The organism is Microbacterium sp. NPDC058342, assembly GCF_042723935.1.
Classification (GTDB): Bacteria; Actinomycetota; Actinomycetes; order Actinomycetales; family Microbacteriaceae; genus Microbacterium.
Genome location: NZ_JBHXID010000001.1, coordinates 579,744 through 601,122, shown reverse-complemented (window position 1 = coordinate 601,122; position 21,379 = coordinate 579,744). Strand labels below are relative to the sequence as shown.

General features: G+C 68.9%; 21 protein-coding genes. 13 read left to right on the top strand and 8 right to left on the bottom strand.

Annotated features, from left to right (window positions below; all coding sequences use genetic code 11):
- Positions 1-17 precede the first annotated feature (17 nt).
- The gene (locus ACFWHT_RS02670; protein WP_378825210.1) at positions 18-482 is read right to left on the bottom strand and encodes a MarR family winged helix-turn-helix transcriptional regulator; all 465 of its coding nucleotides are present in this window, start codon (positions 480-482) and stop codon (positions 18-20) included.
- Between ACFWHT_RS02670 and ACFWHT_RS02665 the strand changes: the two genes are divergently transcribed.
- The 9 genes from ACFWHT_RS02665 (at position 402) to hrpB (ending at position 9,542) form a co-directional block, all read left to right on the top strand.
- Positions 402-911, top strand: coding sequence for an SgcJ/EcaC family oxidoreductase (locus tag ACFWHT_RS02665; protein ID WP_378825209.1), 510 nt, complete (start codon positions 402-404; stop codon positions 909-911). The two genes, ACFWHT_RS02670 and ACFWHT_RS02665, sit on opposite strands and share 81 nt — an antisense overlap.
- Before the next feature lie 84 nt (positions 912-995).
- Positions 996-1,487, top strand: coding sequence for a hypothetical protein (locus ACFWHT_RS02660; RefSeq protein ID WP_378825207.1), 492 nt, complete (start codon positions 996-998; stop codon positions 1,485-1,487).
- 303 nt (positions 1,488-1,790) lie between these two features.
- A complete protein-coding gene (locus tag ACFWHT_RS02655; RefSeq protein WP_378825205.1) occupies positions 1,791-2,402 on the top strand; it encodes a dihydrofolate reductase family protein in 612 nt (203 codons plus the stop codon).
- 39 nt (positions 2,403-2,441) lie between these two features.
- Complete coding sequence (locus ACFWHT_RS02650) at positions 2,442-2,765, top strand: YciI family protein (RefSeq protein WP_378825202.1); 324 nt, start codon at positions 2,442-2,444, stop codon at positions 2,763-2,765.
- Positions 2,766-2,815: 50 nt separating this feature from the next.
- Positions 2,816-4,000: an RNA polymerase sigma factor gene (locus ACFWHT_RS02645; RefSeq protein ID WP_378825200.1), complete on the top strand. Its 1,185-nt coding sequence runs from the start codon at positions 2,816-2,818 to the stop codon at positions 3,998-4,000.
- A 204-nt stretch (positions 4,001-4,204) separates the two neighbouring features.
- Positions 4,205-4,633 carry a MarR family winged helix-turn-helix transcriptional regulator gene (locus ACFWHT_RS02640; RefSeq protein WP_378825198.1) on the top strand — a complete coding sequence of 143 codons (429 nt, stop codon included), beginning with the start codon at positions 4,205-4,207 and terminating at the stop codon, positions 4,631-4,633.
- 79 nt (positions 4,634-4,712) lie between these two features.
- Positions 4,713-6,335 carry an SPFH domain-containing protein gene (locus ACFWHT_RS02635; RefSeq protein ID WP_378825196.1) on the top strand — a complete coding sequence of 541 codons (1,623 nt, stop codon included), beginning with the start codon at positions 4,713-4,715 and terminating at the stop codon, positions 6,333-6,335.
- A gap of 125 nt (positions 6,336-6,460) precedes the next feature.
- The gene (locus ACFWHT_RS02630; RefSeq protein WP_378825194.1) at positions 6,461-6,991 is read left to right on the top strand and encodes a hypothetical protein; all 531 of its coding nucleotides are present in this window, start codon (positions 6,461-6,463) and stop codon (positions 6,989-6,991) included.
- Between the two features lie 7 nt (positions 6,992-6,998).
- Positions 6,999-9,542, top strand: a complete 2,544-nt coding sequence (gene hrpB, locus ACFWHT_RS02625) for an ATP-dependent helicase HrpB (RefSeq protein WP_378825192.1) — start codon at positions 6,999-7,001, stop codon at positions 9,540-9,542.
- 151 nt (positions 9,543-9,693) lie between these two features.
- Here hrpB and ACFWHT_RS02620 read toward each other — a convergent pair whose 3' ends face one another.
- The 6 genes from ACFWHT_RS02620 to ACFWHT_RS02595 form a co-directional block, all read right to left on the bottom strand.
- Entirely contained in the window at positions 9,694-10,422 is a 729-nt protein-coding gene (locus tag ACFWHT_RS02620; RefSeq protein WP_378825191.1) for an ABC transporter permease, read from the bottom strand.
- Positions 10,419-11,180 carry an ABC transporter ATP-binding protein gene (locus tag ACFWHT_RS02615; RefSeq protein WP_378825190.1) on the bottom strand — a complete coding sequence of 254 codons (762 nt, stop codon included), beginning with the start codon at positions 11,178-11,180 and terminating at the stop codon, positions 10,419-10,421. Before ACFWHT_RS02615 ends, ACFWHT_RS02620 begins: the two co-directional genes overlap by 4 nt.
- 358 nt (positions 11,181-11,538) lie before the next feature.
- Positions 11,539-12,126, bottom strand: a complete 588-nt coding sequence (locus ACFWHT_RS02610; protein ID WP_378825188.1) for a TetR family transcriptional regulator — start codon at positions 12,124-12,126, stop codon at positions 11,539-11,541.
- 4 nt (positions 12,127-12,130) lie between these two features.
- On the bottom strand, positions 12,131-13,621 hold the full coding sequence (locus tag ACFWHT_RS02605) for an L-serine ammonia-lyase, iron-sulfur-dependent, subunit alpha (protein ID WP_378825186.1): 1,491 nt from the start codon (positions 13,619-13,621) through the stop codon (positions 12,131-12,133).
- A gap of 66 nt (positions 13,622-13,687) precedes the next feature.
- Positions 13,688-14,404: an IclR family transcriptional regulator gene (locus tag ACFWHT_RS02600; protein ID WP_378825184.1), complete on the bottom strand. Its 717-nt coding sequence runs from the start codon at positions 14,402-14,404 to the stop codon at positions 13,688-13,690.
- Positions 14,405-14,435: 31 nt separating this feature from the next.
- Positions 14,436-15,893: an aromatic amino acid lyase gene (locus ACFWHT_RS02595; RefSeq protein WP_378825181.1), complete on the bottom strand. Its 1,458-nt coding sequence runs from the start codon at positions 15,891-15,893 to the stop codon at positions 14,436-14,438.
- A gap of 197 nt (positions 15,894-16,090) precedes the next feature.
- Between ACFWHT_RS02595 and ACFWHT_RS02590 the strand changes: the two genes are divergently transcribed.
- The 4 genes from ACFWHT_RS02590 to ACFWHT_RS02575 are packed head-to-tail and all read left to right on the top strand — an operon-like array spanning position 16,091 to position 19,505.
- Positions 16,091-17,176: an ABC transporter ATP-binding protein gene (locus ACFWHT_RS02590; protein ID WP_378825179.1), complete on the top strand. Its 1,086-nt coding sequence runs from the start codon at positions 16,091-16,093 to the stop codon at positions 17,174-17,176.
- A complete protein-coding gene (locus ACFWHT_RS02585) occupies positions 17,173-17,820 on the top strand; it encodes an ABC transporter permease (protein ID WP_378825177.1) in 648 nt (215 codons plus the stop codon). Before ACFWHT_RS02590 ends, ACFWHT_RS02585 begins: the two co-directional genes overlap by 4 nt.
- The gene (locus ACFWHT_RS02580) at positions 17,820-18,554 is read left to right on the top strand and encodes an ABC transporter permease (protein ID WP_378825176.1); all 735 of its coding nucleotides are present in this window, start codon (positions 17,820-17,822) and stop codon (positions 18,552-18,554) included. The genes ACFWHT_RS02585 and ACFWHT_RS02580 overlap by 1 nt, the downstream gene beginning before the upstream one ends.
- 39 nt (positions 18,555-18,593) lie before the next feature.
- The gene (locus ACFWHT_RS02575; protein WP_378825174.1) at positions 18,594-19,505 is read left to right on the top strand and encodes a glycine betaine ABC transporter substrate-binding protein; all 912 of its coding nucleotides are present in this window, start codon (positions 18,594-18,596) and stop codon (positions 19,503-19,505) included.
- A 78-nt stretch (positions 19,506-19,583) separates the two neighbouring features.
- Here ACFWHT_RS02575 and ACFWHT_RS02570 read toward each other — a convergent pair whose 3' ends face one another.
- Positions 19,584-21,314 (bottom strand): L-aspartate oxidase, encoded by a 1,731-nt coding sequence (locus tag ACFWHT_RS02570; protein ID WP_378825173.1) that lies wholly within the window; start codon positions 21,312-21,314, stop codon positions 19,584-19,586.
- Positions 21,315-21,379 lie beyond the last annotated feature (65 nt).

Here is a 21,379-nt window from a genome sequence, read left to right as displayed (position 1 = left end):
GGCAGCCCGCAGCCCGGCTATTCGGAGTCTCTGAGCGACCGCGCGGACTCGGCGTAGGTGTCGGCGGCCGCTGTGAGATATGCGCCCACTCCCGAGAGCTGCTCATCTGACAAAGCGGCGAGTGCTCTTGCGATGGGTTCGCGGACCCGTCGGAGTGCGTGATCGATGCTTTCAGGCAAGGCGCCCGTGTGCTCGATGACGACACGTCTGCGATCCGAGGTGTCATGGCTGCGACGCGCGATCCCCGCCTCGATCAAACGGTCTGCAAGGCGGGATCCAGCGGCGAGTGACAGTCCGAGACGCCTGGCGAGCTCGCCGCTGGTCATCGGGCCGTCAAGATCCAGCAGATTACTCGCCTGGTAGTCGGTACCGGACAGACCGGCCGAATCTGCGGCTGCCTGATGAAACAGGGTCAGTGCCGCGAGGTATCGGCGATAGAGGGCGGGGTCGAGTTCTCCCGCTTGCTCATTGCTTGCGTTCATGCAACTATTGCTTCCATGCAACAAAGTATAGACGATGTCCTCGGTCTGATGGTTGCGGCATGGGATGCCGGCGATGCGAAGGCGTATGCGGACCTGTTCACTGAGGACGCGACCTACGTGACCTTCATCGGGACAGTGAGCCGTGGGCGCGCCGCGATCGCCCGCGACCATGAGCCCGTGCTCACCCGCTTCCAAAAGGGCAGTCGCATGAGCGTTCGCGTCACTGATATTCGGTTCATCGGCACCGACTTGGCGATCGTCGTGAGCGAGGGCGGCATCGGCAAGCGTGACCGAATCAAGCTCGACAAGGTTCAGACCTTCGTCTTCAAGCGTGGAGTCGACGGCCGCTGGCTCTGCGCTGCGTTCCAGAACAGCAAGAAGAACAAGTTCACGGCTTTGCTCGCGGCCCGCAGCGGGAGCGCGGCCTGAATACCCACCTGCTTGACGACGTCGTGGGGCGACGGCGGCGTCATGGAGGGCGGTGCCTCGATCACAGGAACTGGGAGCATCCACATGAGCGTGTCCAGACAGCATCACCGCACACCCCTCGCGGAAGTCACTGTCGAACTCGATGCATCGGCCGATGCCGTCAGACGCCTGCTGCTGAGTGTCGCGCTCGGGCAAGTGACCTCAGCGAACGGCTGGCTTGTCGGGCACCGATTCGGGTTCGAAGGGCTCTCGCTCGAGGGCGGTCCGGTACGATTCGCGGTTCGCGGGGCCCCTTCGACCATACGCGTTGACGTCGATGATGAGCGGTCGATGATCGCCATGGAGGGTGGCTGGTGGTACCGCGGCGAGTACTGGGTCCAAGCCAGCAGGCGAGGCACACGAATCACCCATCGCGTCGTCAACATCGCCGGCGCCGGCACCCGATGGCTCGTCCCACTGGCCAATCGAGGGTTTGCACAGCTCAGCAACGAGACCAAAACCCACGCTGACGCCCTCGCCCACGCCGTCTCCGCTGCAGTCGAGGACCTCGGCGATCCGTCTCACCGCATCTGCTAGAACGGGCACGCGACCCACAGTCGTCCTGCTGATCGCGAAGGGTGGCCTTGCACCGCCGAGAGCCCAGTGGCAACGTGACCCGATGCAAGCGCGGAGACGAAGCACTTTCTGGCCGGCATCCTCGGACCCACTGTGTGGCGGACGGCCGCAGCCATGAAAGAACTCGACGACCACCGGCTTTCGTCGTCGATCACATGAAGTCCGCGTACCCGATCTTCGGCTGTTGTCGGATTCGGGTGGAGTCGTTCGTTGAAGGTGAAAGGCGCCGCATACGGTGGCGCTCAGCGCACGGAGGACGGAACAATGAATCTCACGACGATCACTCAGATCACCCTCGACGGAGTGACCCAGGGTAATGGCGGCTCGACCGAGGAGGACCGCGCAGGTGGTTTCGAACGGGGCGGATGGGCGAGGGGAGCGGGTGACGACACGACCCGCGATCACATCGCCGCGACGTTCCAGCGCGCCGACGCGTTCCTCTTCGGACGTCGGACATATGACATTCTCTACAGGTTCTGGGGCACGATGGATGATCTGAAGCGGCACCCGATCGGAGTTGCTCTGAACTCGAAGCCGAAGCACGTGGCGTCCAGAACGCTGACGGAGCCGGACTGGGCAAACACCGCCGTCCTGGGAGATGACCTCTTCGCCGCCATCACAGAGTTGAAGGCCAGCAGGGACGGCGAGCTGCAGGTGCACGGAAGCAGTCATCTCATTCAGTGGCTGCTGGAGAAGAACCTCGTCGACGAGATGGAACTCATCACCATCCCGGTGATTCTCGGACAGGGGGCCCGCCTCTTCGCCGACTCAGGCCGCGACATCGCGATGAAGCCGCTCGACTCACGTTCGGATTCGAAAGGCGTCACGATCCAGACCTATCGGCCGGCGGGACGACCCGAGTATGCAACGTTCTGATCGTCGGGTTCAACCGCAACCACAAGAGAGGATCTTGAGATGCAGTATCTCGTTTCCGTGATCGACGACAAGAGCAATCCCGGTCGCACGGACCGACGGCCGGCGATCAGCGCGTTCAACGAACGGCTCATCGCCGAGGGGTATTGGGTCTTCGCGGGGGGACTCGCCGGCACCGAGGCGGCTACGGTCGTCGACAACCGAGGCGAGCAGCCGATGCTCAGCGACGGCCCGTTCGTGGAGTCGAAGGAATACCTCGCCGGAGTCTGGGTGTGGGAGGCACCCGATCTCGATGTCGCACTCGCGCTCGCCGCCGAGGCATCGAAGATCTGTGATCGGAAGATCGAAGTGCGGCCCTTCGCGTGAGCGACGTCTCGGAGGCGCTCACGCGTGCGCACCGAGAAGAGTGGGCTCGTGTGGTCGCAGGCCTGGCCAGACGCTTCGGCAACCTCGACACCGCCGAAGAAGCCGCCGCGGAAGCGTTCGCGATGGCCGTCGAGCGATGGCATGCCGGCGGTGTGCCACCGAATCCCGGCGCCTGGCTCACCACCACCGCCCACCGCAAGGCCATCGATCGAGTACGGCGCGAGAACAAGCGCGACGACAAGCACAGGGAAGCCCAGATGGTGTACGAGCAGGCACCTGCCGAGTGGGCCGGTGCCATCGACGACGACCGGCTTCGGTTGATCTTCGTCTGCTGCCATCCGGCGTTGGCGATGGAGTCCCGAGTGGCGCTGACGCTGCGCATGGTCGGTGGCCTGACCGTGGCAGAGATCGCCCGCGCCTTCCTGGTGTCCGAGAGCACGATGGGTCAGCGCATCACTCGCGCCAAGGCCAAGATCAAGGCGGCAGGCATCCCCTACAGGATGCCTTCTGAGACTGATCTGCTCCCCCGGATGTCAGGCGTACTCGCAGTGCTCTTTCTGACCTTCAACGAGGGCTACCTCGCCACCGGGCCCGGCGCGGAGCCGGTTCGTGCCGACCTGACGGCGGAGGCGATTCGGCTCACGCGCCTGGTCCGCACCCTCATGCCGGAGGAAGGCGAGGTGACCGGACTGCTGGCATTGATGCTGTTGACCGAGGCCCGACGTACCGCCCGAATCTCAGCGGCGGGCGAGCTGGTTCCGTTGGACGAGCAGCACCGCGAGTCGTGGGACACGGTGCTGGTTGCTGAAGGCCACCGGTTGGTGCGCGAACGACTGGCGGCCGCCGCAGCCGGGGTTGCCCCGGGACGCTACCAGATCCTCGCAGCGATCGGCGCTGTGCACACCTCTGCCAGCGGCATCCGCGACACCGACTGGTCACAGGTTCTCGCTCTCTACGATCAGCTCGTGCGCCTCGACCCGTCGCCGGTCGTCGCCCTCAACAGGGCCATCGCAGTCGCCGAGGTCGATGGACCGGAGGCAGCACTTGCGACCATCGACGGGCTGGAGAAGACGCTGACCGGCTACCATGCGTTCCACGCGACGCGCGCCGATCTGCTGCGCAGGCTGGGTCGCACGCAGGATGCCCGCGCCGCGTATGACGAGGCGATCGCGCTGGCGGGCAATAGCGCCGAGACCGCCTACCTGACACGCCGACGCGGACAGCTGCTGCTCTAGTCGCTGGCACATCCGTAATCAAACCTTTACATTCGTTACCTCGTCGTTATACACTCATCGCACGGTGAATGTTTGCTGTGGCATCCACCGCATGTGATTGCAGGACACTCTTGGTGCAAGGGACAAGGGCCGGCCGGAAGCCTCTCCGACCGGCCCTTACTGCGCGTCACGCTCGATGTCGTCGCGCGACAGTACGCTGAGAGGATGACCGACCGACAGCTCGCCCTGCAGGCGTGGGAGAGCCTTTTCCGCGCGCAGCACGAACTCTTCGGCGAGATGACCGCCGACTTCGAGGGCGCCGAGATCACGCAGGCCGAGTACGACGTGCTGCTCACCGTCGTCCGCTCGTGCGAGATGACCGCGCGACTGCGCGACATCACCGCGAAGTCGCTGATCAGTCAGCCCAGCGTCTCGCGCCTCGTCGACCGGATGGTCTCCCGCCAGCTGGTCACGAAGAACGCCGATCCCGACGACCGGCGCGGGGCCGTCGTCACCGCGACGGATGCCGGGGTACGCGCCTTCCGCACGCTCGCCGCCTCGCACGGGCGCTCGATCGCCGAGCGGATGTCGAAGCTCGACGACGACGAATTGCGCGCCCTGCTCGAGCTCACCCAGAAGCTGCGCGGGCTGTAGCCGCGGCCCTCCGCGCGTTCTGACTCCCCACTTCTGGCAGGGTGGAGGTCAACAACCTTCTGAGGGGAAAGGGAACACTATGGAGATCGCCGGAGCACTCGGCATCCTGATCATCGTCGGCATCGCCGTCGTCGGTGTCGTCATCGTCGGACTCATCCTGCTGCTGTTCGCGCGCAGCTGGATCAAGGTCGCCCGTGCCGACGAAGCCCTCGTCATCTCGGGCCGCAAGCAGAAGGTGCAGCGGGCCGTCATCAACGCCGACGGCAGCACCAGCTCCGAGATGGCCGAATCGCCGGTCACGGTGATCGTCAACGGCAAGTCGCTGGTCAACCCCATCACGCAGCGCCACGAGATCATCTCGCTGCGTTCGCGCCAGGTGCTGCTGAACGCCGAAGCCCAGTCCCTCGACAGCGTCACCCTCAACGTCGACGGCGTCGCGATCGTGAAGATCGGCTCCGACCCGCTCTACGTGCGCCGCGCCGCCGAGCGATTCGCTTCGCAGGACAAGGCCATCGAGCAGTTCACCACCGAGCAGCTCGAAGGTGCGCTCCGAGGCATCGTGGCCACGCTGTCGGTGACCGAGCTGATGCGCGAGCGCAAGAAGTTCTCCGACCAGATCGCCGCCGACGTCTCCAACGAGCTGGCCGACCAGGGTCTGATCCTCGACTCGTTCCAGATCAAGGGCATCACCGACAAGGTCGGCTACATCCAGTCGCTCGGTGCGCCCGAGATCCAGGCGAAGCGCCAGGCCGCCGAGATCTCGCAGACCAACGCCGACCGTGCGATCAACCAGAAGAACATCGCCAACCAGGAAGCCAACCTGATCGAGCAGACCGCGCTCGACACGAACACCGCCAATGCGAACGCCGGCATCGGCCGCGCCCGCGCCGAGGCCGAGCAGGCGGAGCAGCTCGCCCGCGCTCAGGCCGAGCAGGCCGTTCTGCAGCAGCAGGCAGAGAACAAGCAGGCGCAGCTGGATGCCGACGTCAAGCGCGTCGCCGACGCGCAGCGGTACGAGGCCGAGACGCGCGCCCAGGCCGACCTGTTCACCCGCGAGAAGTCCGCCGAGGCGGCTGCCATCGAGCAGGTCAAGCAGGCCGAGGCGCGCACCCGCATCGCCGAGCAGCAGGCGCAGGCCGACAAGGCCCGCGCGGCCGGTGAGGCCGCCGCCGCCGAGGCGAAGGCGACCGGTGAGGCCAACGCGCTGCGCGCCCAGGCCGAGGCGGAGTCCGAAGCCCGCCGCCTGCGCGCCAACGCCGAGGCCGAAGCCATCCGCGCCGAGGGTGAGGCCCGCGCGGCCGCCGTCGAGGCAGAGGCCAAGGCCATCGCGTCCAACCAGGAGGCCTTCCTGTCGCAGCGCGTGCTCGAGGTGCTGCCGTCGATCATGGCCGAGTTCGCCAAGGGATACTCCACGATCGGCAACGTGTCGATCATCGGCGGCACCGGCGAGGACGGCGCCTCCAGCGTCGTCGGCGGAGACAGCGCCAAGGCCATGCGCTCGGTGTTCGACAGCGTCAGCGCCGCCACCGGCCTCGACCTCGCAGCCATCATCCAGGGTCAGGCCGTCGGCCGCGGCTTCGGCACCGCTGTCGCCCAGGCGTCCGAGGCGGCCCCCGCGGCATCCGCCCCTCGCGCATCCGCACCCCGGGCATCCGCCGCACGCGAGGCAGCCGCGCCGGACGCCCCGCCCAGCGCCGAGTGACATCGATCTGACGAAGAGGCCGTCCCGTTCTCGGGACGGCCTCTTGCGTCCGCCCCGGCAGAGGGCATCCGCCTCTTCGGCCCGCACGGAACGGATGCCGGCGGATGCGTCCGTAGACTCGCAGCATGAGCATGCCGAACCACCTGCCGTACGCCGTGTTCTCCGGAGCGCTGGGCGACACCGCGACCGGAGGGTGGTTCCCCGCCCAGGCGGCGGTGAGCGGCGGCGTCGTCACCCTCTGGGTCGCGTCGCCCACGGGATGGACGCAGCGCTTGAGCGTCCCCGCGAGCCAGGTGACCGTCAAGTCGGCCGCCCAGCGCATCACGCTGGTCGCCGCAGGGCAGAGCTTTCCCATCCTCGCCGACCCGGGTGCGGTCAACCGCGCCCTCGGACTGAACGCCGCGAACGTCGTGGCGGGCATGGTCGATGCCCCGATCGCGGGCGCCGCTGCCACGGCCGGGCGCGGTGTCAACCAGGTGAACGCCGCACAAGCGTTCTCCGCCAACGGCGGGGGCGAGTTCCTCGCCGCGATGCGGGCCTCCGGTGCACGCGTCTCGCGGCTCGGCTACGGCGCGATCGTCGCGATCGGATGCGGGGGCGGTCTGCTCGCCGTCATCGCCGTGACCGTGATCACCCTGCTCCTGCTGAATCTGTAGGCCCTCGATGTTCGATCTGGCCCGGATCGGCGAGGGTCTCTCGTTCGCCTCGGCGCTCGACGACCTGGGAACCGCGCTCGACGCGAGCCGTGGGGTCGTCGTCACCTCTCCGCCCGGCACCGGAAAGACCACACTCGTGCCGCCGATGCTGGCATCCCGCAGCGCCGGCCGAGTGATCGTCACCCAGCCCAGGCGCGTCGCCGCCCGCGCCGCGGCACGACGGCTCGCACAGCTCGACGGCTCTGCGCTCGGCGACCGGGTGGGCTTCACGGTCCGCGGCGAGCGCGCCGTCGGCCGCGGCACGCGGGTCGAGTTCGTCACGGCCGGCGTGCTGCTGCGGCGGATGCTGGACGACCCCGGCCTCGACGGCGTGGGCGCCGTGATCATCGACGAGGTGCACGAGCGCGCCCTCGAGACCGACCTGCTCATCGGGCTGCTCGGCGAGGTGCGGGATCTGCGCGACGATCTTGCGCTGGTGGCGATGTCGGCGACTCTCGACGCGGAGCGCATCGCGGCCGTGATCGGGTCCGCCGACTCCCCCGCGCCCGTCATCGACCACGTCGTGCCGGCTCACCCGCTCACCGAGCGCTGGGCGCCCAGCCCGTCGCCGCGGCTGGACGAGCGCGGTGTGACCCGGGCGTTCCTCGAGCACGTCGCCGGCACCGCAGCATCCGCCGCCCGCGAGCTGATCCGGGACGATCCCGCCGCCGACGTGCTCGTCTTCGCGCCAGGCGCCCGCGAGGTGTCCGAGGTCGCACGCCGCATCCGCGACGCTGCACGCGGCTTCGACGTGCGCGAGCTGCACGGCCGGCTTCCCGCGGCGGAGCAGGATGCCGTGATCCGCGGGCGTCTGCCGGAGCAGCCCCCGCGCATCGTCGTGACCACCTCGCTCGCCGAGTCGTCGCTGACCGTGCCGGGCGTGCGGCTCGTGGTGGACAGCTGCCTCGCCCGGAATCCGCAGCGCGACGCGTCGCGCGGCATGAGCGGACTCGTCACGTCGGCGGCATCCCGCTCCTCCTGCGTGCAGCGGGCGGGACGCGCCACACGGCAGGGCCCGGGAACCGTGATCCGGTGCGTCGACGAGCGCGGCTACGCGGCAGCACCTGCCCGGTCCGCGCCCGAGATCGCGACAGCCGACCTGACCGACGCCGCACTCCTGCTGGCCTGCTGGGGCACGCCCGAAGGTGCGGGTCTTCGGCTGATCGACCCGCTGCCGGCCGCCAGCCTCGCCGACGCGGTCTCGGTGCTGCGCGGCCTTGGCGTGATCGACGAGGATGGGCGCGCCACGGACGAAGGTCGCGCGCTCGCCCGCATCCCGACAGATCCCCGGCTGGCACGCGCGCTGCGGGACGGCGGACCTGTCGTCGGCGATCGGCTCGCCGCCGAAGTGGTCGCGCTGCTCAGCGGCGATCTGCGCATCGCGGATGCCGACGTGGCCCAGGCGATCCGTGCGCTGCGTCACGGCGACGGACCCGACACTCGACGGTGGCAGCGCGACGCCGAACGGCTGCGGCGCCTGATTCCCGGCTCGCGGGCCGCCCGGTCGGGCCTCGACGACGTCGGACTCGTCATCGGGCTCGCCTTTCCCGAGCGGATCGCCCGGCGCGTGGAGCGCTCAGCGGACGGTGCGGCGTTCCTGCTGGCATCCGGCACCCGCGGCGGCGTGCGCGGGCAGCTGGCGGATGCCGAGTGGCTGGCCGTCGCCGACGTCGCCCGCGCCACGGGCCGAGCGGCAGCCGGATCGGGAGCGGTCATCCGCGCCGCAGCCGTGATCTCGGAGGAGCACGCCGAGCGGGCTGCGGAGCAGCTGATCACCGACCGGATCGAGGCGGAACTCGTCGGCGGCCGCGTGCAGGCCCGGCGCGAGCGCCGCATCGGCGCGATCGTGCGCTCGTCGGTGCCGGCGCGTGCCGATGCCGCAACCGGGCGCGACGCCGTGCGGCGCGCGGTGCGCCGCGACGGGCTGGGACTGTTCAGCTGGTCGGATGCCGCGGACGACCTACGCCGTCGACTCGCGCTGCTGCACCGCGAGCTGGGGCAACCGTGGCCGGAGGTATCGGATGCCGCCCTGCTCGCCGGATTGGACGACTGGCTCGGTCCCGAGCTCGACGCCCTCGCGGGAGGAGCCCCGGCGGCGCGGATCGATCTGACATCCGCCCTGCGCCGGCTGCTGCCGTGGCCGGCCGCCTCACACTTCGACGCCTTGGCGCCGGAGCGGCTGCAAGTGCCCAGCGGCAGTCGCATCCGCATCGCGTACCCACCTGCGGACGATCCGACGGCCCGGCCCGTCGTTGCCGTGAAGCTGCAGGAGTGCTTCGGCTGGGCCGAGACGCCTCGTCTCGTCGACGGACGTGTGCCCGTGCTGTTTCACCTGCTCTCGCCCGCTGGTCGCCCGCTCGCGGTCACCGACGACCTCGGCTCGTTCTGGTCCGGTCCGTACACGCAGGTGCGGGCTGAGATGCGTGGGCGCTATCCGAAGCATCCGTGGCCGGAGGATCCCTGGCAGGCGGCGCCGACCCGCCACACGAAGAACCGCGCCGCGCGCGGGTGAGCCGGCTACCCCCTCCGTGGGCGCACCCTCCCCCGCTCCAGCTCTTACCCCTCCCGCTCCCGCGGATGTGGCGCAACACGCGGCATCCCCACGGCGCATGCGACGATCTGCGACCCGAACCCGACGGTCCGAGGCGTGCCGCACCGACCTGTCAGGGCGTGCGGCGGCGCAGCGTGAGGGGCGCGAGCACGAGGAACGCCGCCGCGAACGCCGCCACGATCAGCACCGGCGCGCCGACATCCCAGCCCTCATCGCCCGCCGTGACCGCCTGGATCGCGTCGATCGCGTGGCTGAGCGGCAGCCAGTCCGAGATCGCGTAGAGCACGTCGGGCATCTCGTCGCGCGGCATGAACAGCCCGCCCAGGATGATCTGCGGGAACACCAGCAGGGGCATGAACTGCACGGCCTGGAACTCGGTCGAGGCGAACGCACTGGCCAGCAGCCCCAGGGCCGTGCCGAGCACGGCGTTGACCACGGCGACCAGCCCCAGCTGCCACAGCGGGCCGTCGACGTTCAGACCGCACACGTACACGGAGAAGGCGACCGTGATCACGGCCTGCAGGACGGCCATGAGCCCGAACGCGAGCGCGTAACCCAGAATGAAGTCGGCCTTGCCCAGCGGAGTGGTCATCAGGCGCTCGAGAGTGCCCGACCGACGTTCGCGCAGAGTCGTGATCGACGTGATCAGGAACATGACGATGAACGGGAACAGAGCCAGGATCGCTCCGCCGAAACGGTCGAAGACGCCGTCCTGATCGGCGAACAGCCAGGCGAACAGCCCGACCAGCAGGCTCGGCGCGACGAGCATCAGCGCGATGGAGCGAGGGTCGTGGCGCAGTTGCTGCAGCACGCGGCCCGCGGTGGCGAGAGTGCGCATCATCGCTCCTCCTCGCGTCGGGAACGGCGCGTTTCGCGATGCTCCCCCTCGTCGCGCCGGATGAGCGTGAGGAATGCGGCCTCAGCATCCGACTGGCCCGTGTCGGCGAGCAACTGTTGCGGCGTGGTGTCGGCCACGATGCGCCCGTCGCGCATGAGCAGCAGCCGGTCACAGCGCAGCGCCTCGTCCATGACGTGGCTCGAGACGAGCATGGTCGTGCCGGCGTCCGCGATCTCGCGGAAGAGGTTCCACAGCTCGGCGCGCAGCACCGGGTCGAGACCGACGGTCGGCTCATCGAGCACCACCAGCTCAGGCGCGCCCAGCAGTGCCGCGCCGAGCGAGACACGATTGAGCTGCCCGCCGCTGAGATCGTCGACCGTCTGCTGCGCGTGGGCCGCGAGACCGACCTGGCGCATCACGCGGTCGACGTCGCTGCGCGGCGCGGCGGCGACGGATGCGAAGTAGCGAAGGTTCTCGCGCACCGTCAGGTCGGTGTACACCGCGGATCCCTGCGTGCCGTACGAGACGACCCGGCGCAATCGGCGTGATCCCGCCGGCTCCCCGAACACCTCGACGCTGCCCCCGTGAGTGCGCTGCACGCCGACGATGGAGCGCATGAGCGTCGTCTTGCCGCATCCCGACGGGCCGAGCAGGCCGATGACCTGCCCGCGCGGAATACGCAGCGACAGCCCGTCGAACACCTCGCGGCGCCCGCGCCGCACCCGGAGTCCGTCGATCACCACCGCATCCGAATTATTCATCGTTCGTTGAATTATTCTCCTCGGCGGGATGCGCGTCAACCCGCGATCGAGACCTGCGACCCGCGATCTATCCCGTGGATGTGGCGCATCCGGTCGTCTCCACGCGGAGCATGCGGCGTGTTGCGCCACATCCGGCGGGGCGGATGCCCGCCACCCAGCCGGCTCGCCGAGGAGTCCAGGTCGCAGATGGTCCCGCTTTCCCGCCGGCTTTCCGGGACGAATCGCGACCTGGGCGGAGCGGATGCCTGGATACCGGGACGAATCGCGACCTGAGCGGAGCGGATGCCCGGATTCCGAGACGAATCGCGACCTGGGGCGCGATGTCCACCCGAGCGCCGAAGCGCGCTCCCCCGCGGACTCAGCCGAACAGGTAGCGCTGCACGGTCGGGGCGATGCGGGCGACGAGCTCGTCGACCGTGGCATCCGCCATCGCCGGCAGGCGAACGACGTGACGGGCGATCAGCAGGCCGGCGATCTGCGAAGCCACCAGCGAGGCGCGCAGCTCGGCATCGGGGGCGTCCAGTTCCGCCGCGATGCGCGGCAGCAGCTCGCGCGAGAGGAAGCCGGTGACCAGTGGCGCCGTGAGCTTTCCGCCGATCGCCGTGCGCAGCAGGATGACACCGCGCTTGCGTACGCCGGGGTGCTCGAACGATTCGAGCACGAAGCGTACGATCCGCTCCCCCGCCGCATCACGCGGACCGCGCAGAATGCGCGGCACCTCGAGATCAGGACGCAACGGCAGGTCGGTGATCTCCGCGAACAGATCCGCCTTCGCGCCGAAGTAGTGGTGCACGAGCGCGGCGTCGACCTCGGCCCGCGCTGCGATCGCACGCACCGTGGCGCCCTCGTAGCCGTGCTCGCCGAACTCGTGCACCGCGGCGGCCGCGATCCGGGCACGAGCGTCGGATCCGCCTGGAGGCCTGCCCCTGCCGCGTCTGGTCGCCATCCCGTCAGCACTCGATGACGTTCACCGCGAGACCGCCCTCGCTGGTCTCCTTGTACTTGGTCGACATGTCGGCACCGGTCTGGCGCATCGTCTCGACGACCGCGTCCAGCGAGACGTAGTGCTCGCCGTCGCCGCGCAGGGCCAGCCGCGCGGCTGCGACCGCGGTGGATGCTGCGATCGCGTTGCGCTCGATGCACGGGATCTGCACGAGCCCGCCGATCGGGTCGCACGTGAGTCCCAGATGGTGCTCCATCGCGATCTCGGCGGCATTCTCGATCTGCCGGTTCGTGCCGCCCATCACGGCGGTCAGGCCGCCGGCGGCCATCGCGCACGCCGAGCCGACCTCGGCCTGGCATCCGCCCTCCGCGCCGGAGATCGATGCGTTGGCCTTGAACAGCGATCCGAGCGCCGTGGCGGTGAGCAGGAAGCGACGGATGCCGCGGCGGCGGTTCGCCTCGGCGGTCTGCGCCTCGTCCAGCTCCCCGATGGCGGGCGTGGACTCGGAGCCGAACCCCAGCAGCGCGCTGCCGACGAGCTCCCCGTACGGCGTGACGGCGTTGCCCGCACCGAGACCCGAGTCGGCCAGGAACCGCCACCAGTACATGGCGACGGCGGGAAGGATGCCCGCGGCGCCGTTGGTGGGTGCGGTGACCACCCTTCCGCCTGCGGCGTTCTCCTCGTTGACGGCCAGCGCGAACGCGCCCAGCCACTCGCCGGGGAGCTCGCGGTGACCGTCGGATTCCACGGACTCGAGCTGCTCCCGGATGTCGGCTGCACGGCGCTTCACCTTGAGGATGCCCGGCAGGGTGCCGCCGGTGTGCAGCCCCGCATCGACGCAGGCGCTCATCGCGTCCCAGATCGCGTCGAGGCCTGCGGCGACCTCGTCCTCACTGCGCAGCGCGGTCTCGTTCAGTCGCGCGACCTCGGCGATCGAGAGTCCGTGCTCATCGCACAGGGCCAGCAGCGACGCGGCGTCGGCGTACGGGTACGGCTGCACCGCTGCGGTCACGCGCGCCTGCTCGCCGTCGCGGCGGATGAACCCGCCGCCGACCGAGTAGTAGATCTGCTCGGCGACTTCTGCGCCGTCGGCATCCAGCGCGCGCAGGGTCATCGCGTTCGGATGCCCGGGCAGACGCGTGCGCGGGCTGAAGACCACGTCGTCCTTCGCGAAGGCGATCGGATGCCGGCCCGCCAGGTCCAGCTGCTTTCCTGCGGGCCATTCCTGCCACGCGGCGCGCACGTCGTCGGGATCGCACGTCTCGGGAAGCAGACCCTGCAGGCCCGCGACCACGGCATCCGGCGTACCGTGACCGATACCCGTGGCGCCGAGCGAGCCGAACAGCTCGCAGGTGACGCGTGCGACGCGCTCGAGCAGGCCCTCGGCCTGCAGCCGCGCGGCGAAGTCGACGCCGGCGCGCATCGGGCCGACGGTGTGGGAGCTCGAGGGACCCACTCCGATGGAGAAGAGATCGAAGGCCGAGACGTACGCAGTCACCCTTCCAGCCTAGGCCCGGCCACGCGACAGAAGGCTGGGTCATGTCATACGCGAGAGGCGCCTGGGTCAGGGTGTGCGCGCTTCGAGCTGTGCGGTGAGCTCTTGCGCTGCCGCGACGACAGTGTGGCCGAACTCCGCGATCCTGCTCCCGTCCATCCGGTACCTGGGGCCGGCCACGCTGATCGCCGCGATGATCGCGCCGCCGGAGCCGTGCACCGGGGCACCCACGACCGTCGCGTCGGGGTCGTCGACCGCGGCCATCACGACGTAGCCCTCTTCGGGAGTCCGGTTTTCGAAGATCTCTCCCACGACCGAGCCGGACATCGGAACCGTCCTGCCCGCCCAGCCGTCGAACCCGACGTGGCGGATCGGCAACGGGCTCTGCACCTCTCGGAGGAAGGTGCAGGTGTTCGCGGGTCCCGGGATGGCGAGGTAGCTCGACTCCTGCGTCTGGGCCGTGAGGCGCTGCATGAGCGCGGCGGAGAGGTCGATGAGTTCCTCGGCACGGGCATTGTCGTTCGACATCGTCGACTGCACGAAGCGCACCCCGGGCGAGTATCGCCCATCCGTCCCCCGCGAGGCGTAGCCCCAGTGCTCCAGCGCGCGCAGCATGCGCAACGTGGTGCTCGTCGGCAGCCTGCTCGCTCGAGCGATGTCGCTCAGCGCCAGTGGTCCATGATCGACGACGTGCGTCAGAACCTCGAGTGCGCGGTGCACCGACTGCGGGCCGAGCGAGGCATCGACCTCGGCGCCCGCGCCGTCCGCCGCACTTCCGGCCATCATTCCCCCTGTCGAACCGGCGTCCCACCGAAGTCTAGTCACGACCCGGATTCCGCACGGCAGCTGCGAACGCCGGGATGAGTTCGCGGGCGAGCTCGACATCCCCGCGCAGATCACGATCGGCCATCCCGGCCGGAAGTCGGCTCGCGACGCCGACCAGCTGCGCCAGCCCTGGCGAGAGCACGCCGCTCGGGCCGTCAGTCCCGCGCAACCGCAGTGCCCGAACCGCAACGAGGACCTCGGAGGCCACCATGACCTCGAAGCCGGTGGTCGCACGCTCGAGCTTATCGAGCGCCGTCGGTGCGAACGTCGCATCCTCTTCTACGCCGCAGGAGAGCACCGCGCCGTGAACCGAGATCGGCGCTGCGGCCGCGTGGATGTCGCCCATCGCGCTCGCGGCGACGTACTCGACGATCATCGTGCCGGAGCCGCCGGCGGTCCCGGCCGCCAGGAAGCGAGGCAACCCGGTGAAGGAGTCGTCGTTCGTGAAACGGAGCCGCGCGAGTGCCAGGGGCGCATTCTGCGCCAAAGCGATCGCTGTCGCGTCGAGTTCATGGGCGAGCCACATCTCGAGGAATGCGCCGTGATGCACCACGTTTCCGTCCTCGGCGAAGAACCGGGGGTTCTCGCCTGCGCGGCTCATCAGCGCTTCGACTGCTTCGCACAGGCGTTCCGTGGCGCCGGCGAGCACGCTGATCGCCGGCAGGAACCCGCGATAGGCGAACGGGTCCTGAATGCGCGCTGGCGTCCATGCGGTGTCGCCGATGACGGCGGAGAGTCGCGCCGCGTGCTGGGCCGCCGCGGGAGACGCCACGGCGAGTGCGGCCTCGCCGGAGAAGGCGGAGGGATTCGCACGGATCGCGAGAGCGGACAGCGCGAAGGCCCCGACCTGCGCCTGGACGAGGTCGTCGAGGCGGGCAGCGGTCAGTGCCGCACCGGCGAGCGTCAATGCGCTCGAGCTCATGAACGGCAGGGCGCTGTCGGAGCGGATCGGACCGACGGGCTCGAATCCTGCTCGATCGACGGGGCGCTCACCCGCGAGCGCGAGAGCCGTCCCGGCGAGGGCCGGCAGATCCGCCGTTCCGATGCCGCCGAATCGTCGCAGTTCGGGCAGGCTGTCAGCGGCCAGCATCCGTGCGAGGCCGTCGACAAGCGAGACATCGATCCCCGACCCCGGATGCAGCAGTTGGTTCAGCCGCACCGCCAGCATGGCGCGCACGCGTGCGCGTTCGACCACGGGTCCCGCGTCGACGGCGTGACTGCGCAGCAGATTCATTCCGTGTGCCACCGGATCGACCTCCGCCGCGGTCAGCCGATTCGCGCCCACTCCCGTCGAGCGACCGTACACCGGATGCTGCTGAGAGATGAGGTCGGCCGAGCGATGGTGCTCCTCGATCGCCGCGCGTGCGGATTCGGAGACGGTCACGGCAGCGCCTCCTGCGATCCTCTCGACGTCATGAACGGTGAGCCCGGTCGGAAGTGTGTACGTCATCGTGCCTCCCTCTGCAATCGAAGTCTTGCCAGATCTGCCTGCAGATTATTACAGTATGAACATCTGCTGTTTCGTCAGATGAAACTCTACCTGATCACTCGCACCGTCGCGAAGGAGACGAAGATGACTTCGCCCAGTCCCATCACTACCCGGCAGGCCGCGGCGACCGAATGCTCGATCACCCGGGGAGTCCGCGCATGATCGAGTTCAAGAGCGTCGTCAAGACGTATGACAACGGCACCACGGCGGTCGACGACCTCTCGTTCGTCGCCCCGACGGGGAAGATCACCGTGCTCGTCGGCCCCTCGGGATGCGGCAAGACCACCACGCTTCGCATGGTGAATCGACTGATCGAGCAGAGCTCGGGCTCGATCCTGCTCGGCGGCGAGGATAACGCGCGGACCGACACGATCCGGATGCGTCGCAGGATCGGGTACGTGATTCAGAACGCCGGTCTGTTCCCGCACCAGACCGTGCTCGACAATGTCTGCGCAGTGCCCTTCCTGAACAAGAGCGACAGACGCGCCAGCCGCGAGCGCGCCCTCGATCTACTCGAGCTCGTCGGCCTCGATCGCAGCTATGCGAGCCGTTACCCGTGGCAGCTCTCCGGTGGCCAGCAGCAGCGCGTCGGGGTAGCCCGCGCCCTCGCCGCCGACCCACCGTACATGCTGATGGACGAGCCGTTCAGCGCCGTGGATCCGATCGTGCGCAAGCAGCTGCAGGACGAGTTCTTGAAGATCCAGGCAGATCTGGCCAAGACGATCGTGATGGTGACGCACGACATCGAAGAGGCTCTGAAGCTCGGCGACCAGATCGTCGTGCTGAAAGAGGGCGGCGTGCTGGCGCAGGTCGGCAGCCCTGCCGAGATTCTCGCGAACCCCGCGGATCAGTTCGTCGCCGACTTCCTCGGCGTCTCGCGGGGGTACCACGCCCTCAGCTTCGAACGGATCGACCGGCTGCCGCTGGAGGCCACCCCCGCGGTGCGCGTGCACGAGCGGCTGCTCGGACAGGCTTCTGACTGGGTCGTCGCCTGCGGCGAGAACGATGAGCCGCTCGGGTGGGCCGAAGCCGACGGGGAGACGCTGACCGCGGACAGGATCACCGTCGCGGCCCCGGTGTCGCTGCCCCGGGGCAGTCTTCGTGAACTGCTCGACGCGGTGCTCGCAAGCCCGAGTGGCCGGGCCATCGTGGTGAACGACGGGGGGACCTACGCGGGCACCATCGGCCACGAGTCCGTGATGCGTGGCGCGATGGGGAGCCTCGAGACGGAGCGGGCCTCATGAGGCTCGACTGGATCGCGAACAACCTCGATCAGATCCTTGAGCTGACCCTCGCGCACCTCTGGCTCACTCTGCTTCCGACGGCGATCGGGCTGCTGCTCTCCGTCCCGTTGGGCTACCTCGCCTTCAACCACCGCAGAAGCTACCCCTACATCGTGGGCGGCACGAGCCTGTTCTACACGATCCCCTCGCTGGCGCTGTTCATCCTGCTGCCCAAGCTGATGGGTACGAAGATCCTCGACCCGCTGAACGTGGTGGTGGCCCTGGTGATCTACACGGTCGCCCTTCTGGTCCGTGTCGTGGCCGACGGCCTCGATGCGGTGTCGCCCGATGTCGTCAAGGCCGCACAGGGCGTGGGCTACACCCGCTCGCAGACGTTCTTCAAGATCCAGCTGCCCATCTCAGTTCCCGCCATCCTCAGCGGGCTCAGGGTGGTCGTGGTGTCGAACATCTCTATCGTGACGATGGCTGCGGTAATCGGGATCGCGCAGCTCGGGTCCCTCTTCACGCTGGGCTTCAGCCGTCGCCTCTTCGTCCCCATCATCGCGGGTCTGGTCATCTGCCTGCTGCTCGCCCTCCTGCTCGATCGCCTGCTCGTGCTGGTGGGCAGGATCATGACGCCGTGGAGCCGGAGAGGAGCACTCTGATGGACATCCTGAACTGGCTCGTCGATCCCGAGAACTGGAGCGGTGCCGGCTCTATCCCCTTCCAGGCGCTCATGCACTTGATGTACTCCGCCGTGTCGCTACTCGTCGCCGCGGCGATCGCCGTTCCCCTGGGCGTCTTCGTCGGACACACCGGCAGGGGCGAGAGCCTGATCATGGGCTCCGTGAACGCCATGCGAGCGCTGCCGACCCTGGGGCTGCTGATCCTGTTGGTGCTGCTCATCGCACCCACGATCGCGAACAATCTCGCCTTCGTGATCCCCGCGCTGATCGTTCTCGTGCTCCTCGCGGTGCCTCCGATCCTCAGCGGCGTGGCGAGCGGCATCCGCGCCATCGACCACTCCGTGATCGATGCCGCACGCGGGATGGGTTACTCCACCCTGCAGATCGTCCTGCGAATCGAGATCCCGTGCGCGCTGCCGCTGACGCTCTCGGGGGTACGCGGTGCGACGCTGCAGGTGGTCTCGACCGCCACCGTGGCCGCGTACGTCTCCCTGGACGGACTCGGCCGGTTCATCATCGACGGGCGCGCCGGAAACGATTATGCGCAGATGGCCGGCGGATCGCTCGTGCTCGCCGTGCTCGCGATCGTCCTCGAACTGGGCTTCGCGCTTCTGGGTCGCACGCTCGTCTCGCCCGGCCTCACCCGCCGCGCCGTGCGCGCACCGATTCCACCCGCACTCGACACGGAGACTCGCGCCCTGCGCGTCGCCTGACATCCCATTCATCCCGACCCTCCTGCGAAAGGACCCACGATGCGCAAGAAACTCATCCTCGCGGCGATCACCGTTACCGCCCTCGCCCTGACGGCCTGCTCCGGCGGGGACCCGCTGAGCTCCGGAGACGAGGACGGTGGCTCCGCCGGCTCGACCTCGCTGGTCGTCGGCTCGGCCGACTTCGCCGAGAGCCAGCTGCTCGCCACCATCTACTCGCATGCACTGCGCGATGCCGGCGTCGATGTGGAGGAGAAGCTGAACATCGGCAGCCGCGAGGTGTACCTGCAGGCGCTGCGCGACGGCTCCATCGACCTTCTCCCCGAGTACAACGGGTACCTGCTCGGAGAACTCGATCCGTCTACCCAGGAGACCGATCGCGCCGCCATCCGCCAGCAGCTTCAGGAGAAGCTGGCTCCCGAAGGCATCGAGGTGCTCGACGAAGCGGAGGCGGAGAACACCGATGTGCTGGTCGTCGACCCCGACGTCGCGCAGAAGCACGATCTCGTCAACATCTCGGATCTGCAGGCCGTGGCCGGTGAGCTCGTGCTGGCGGGTCCCGCGGAGTGGAAGAGCCGGCAGATCGGCCTTCCCGGCCTGGAGCAGGTCTATGGGCTGAAGTTCAAGGAGTTCAAGGTGCTCGATGCTGGCGGACCCCTCACCCTCGCAGCACTTCAGAACGGCCAGGCTCAGGTCGGCGACATGTTCAGCTCCGACCCCGCGATCGAGGAGGGTGGCTTCGTCAGCCTCGTGGATGACAAGGGCCTGTTCCTCCCTGCCAACGTCATCCCGACGATCCGCGAGGACGCGGTGACGGCCGAGGTGAAGGACGTGCTGAACGCCATCTCGGCCGCGCTGACGACCGAGGATCTGATGGAGATGAACGGTCGCATCGCCGCGGGCGACGACATCCAGAAGATCGCCGACGACTGGATCGAGGAGCACATCGCGTAGCCGGCGACCACGGGAGCGGCCCTTCGTCCCCGGCGAAGGGCCCCCTCGGTCCGCTCATCCCGCGCGCCGCTCCCGCCGCTACTCGACCAGTTTCCCGGCGGTGTCGACGTCGCGCATGAGCTCGGCGATCTCGGTCGGGACCGGAGCGATGGGCTCGCGGGTGACGCCCGCGGTCGGCGACCAGACGAGGTTCACCTGCAGCGCGGGATCGGTCTCGGGGTGATCGCTGCGGTTGTGGCATCCGCGGGTCTCTCGGCGCTCCAGCGCCGCCTCGAGCGTCGCACGTGCCGCGATCGCCGAGGCCTTCAGGTCGAAGGCGTGCGCGAGGTCCTGGTACCCGGCGATGTCGGGGTGGATGCCGACTTCGGTCATGCGGGATTCGATGGCGTCCAGCTCGCGCAGCCCTGCGAGCAGTCCTTGCTCGTCGCGGACCACGCCGGCGTGCTCGGTCATGGTGTTGCGGATGGCGCGCTGCAGCGCGCGCACGTTCTCATGCCCGTCGGCGGCGAGCAGGTCGTCGATCTCCGCGCGAGCCTGCGCGACGGCATCCGCCGACCGATGCTGGGATTCGAGGCCGAGCGCGTGCGCCATCGCCGCCTGCGCGACGATGCGCCCGTAGACGAGCAGCTCGATGAGCGAGTTGCCGCCGAGCCGGTTCGCGCCGTGCAGCCCGCTCGACGCCTCGCCGACGGCGAAGAGCCCGTCGACGTCGGTGCCGTGATCCTCCGACCGCACCCACACCCCGCCCATGGAGTAATGCGCCGTCGGGGCGATCTCGATCGGATCGGTGGTGATGTCGAGCATCTGCAGCTCGAGCATCGTCTGATAGACGCGCGGCAGCCGCGACATGATCGTCTCGCGCGGCAGGTGCGAGACGTCGAGCAACACGCCGCCGTTCTCGGTGCCGCGGCCCTGCTTGATCTCCGTGTACGCGGCGAGCGCGACGCGGTCGCGGGTGGAGAGCTCCATCCGCTCGGCGTCGTAGTTCGCCATGAACCGCTCGCCCAGGCCGTTGCGCAGCACGCCGCCCTCACCGCGGGCCGCCTCGGACACCAGGGTGCCGGCAGCGTTCTCCGGCTCGATGATGCCGGAGGGGTGGAACTGCACGAGCTCCGGATCGCGCAGCCGTGCACCCGCGTCGACGGCGAGCCGGAACGAGTCGCCGGTGTTCTCGTCGCGGCGCGACGAGGTGCGCCGCCAGATGCGGGTGTGGCCTCCGGCTGCCAGGATGACCGCGTCGGCGTGGATGAGGTAGCGGGTCCCGTCGGCCTGGTCGAAACCGTAGGCACCGAACACGACGTTGTCCCTGACCAGGACGCGCGTGATGTAGACGCCGTCGAGGATGGGCACGTCGAGCTGCTCCGCCCGGCGCACGAGGGTGCGCTGGATCTCGAGCCCGGTGTAGTCGCCAGCGAACGCCGTGCGGCGGAAGGTGTGCGCGCCGAAGAAGCGCTGCGAGATGCGACCGTCGTCCTCGCGAGCGAAGTCCATACCCCAGCGCTCGAGATCCCGGATGCCCCGTTCGGCGCCCTTCGTGACGACCTCGACGGTGTGCGGGTCGGCGAGCAGATAGCTCTCCTTGATGGTGTCGGCAGCATGCTGCTGCCAGCTGTCATCGGCATCCATGGTGCCGAGTGCGGCGTTGATCCCGCCGGCGGCGAGAGAGGTGTGCGCATCCTGCCGCGGGCGCTTGCCGACGGCGAGGACGTCGATGCCGTGTTCGGCGACCTCGATCGCCGCCCGGAGTCCGGATCCGCCGGTGCCGATGACGAGAACGGTGGTGGAGATCTGTCGTTCGCGAGTGCTCATACGGCCGACGCTACGCGCGCCACAGCGATAACTCCAATGCATTATGCGCGTGAACTCGATAGCCT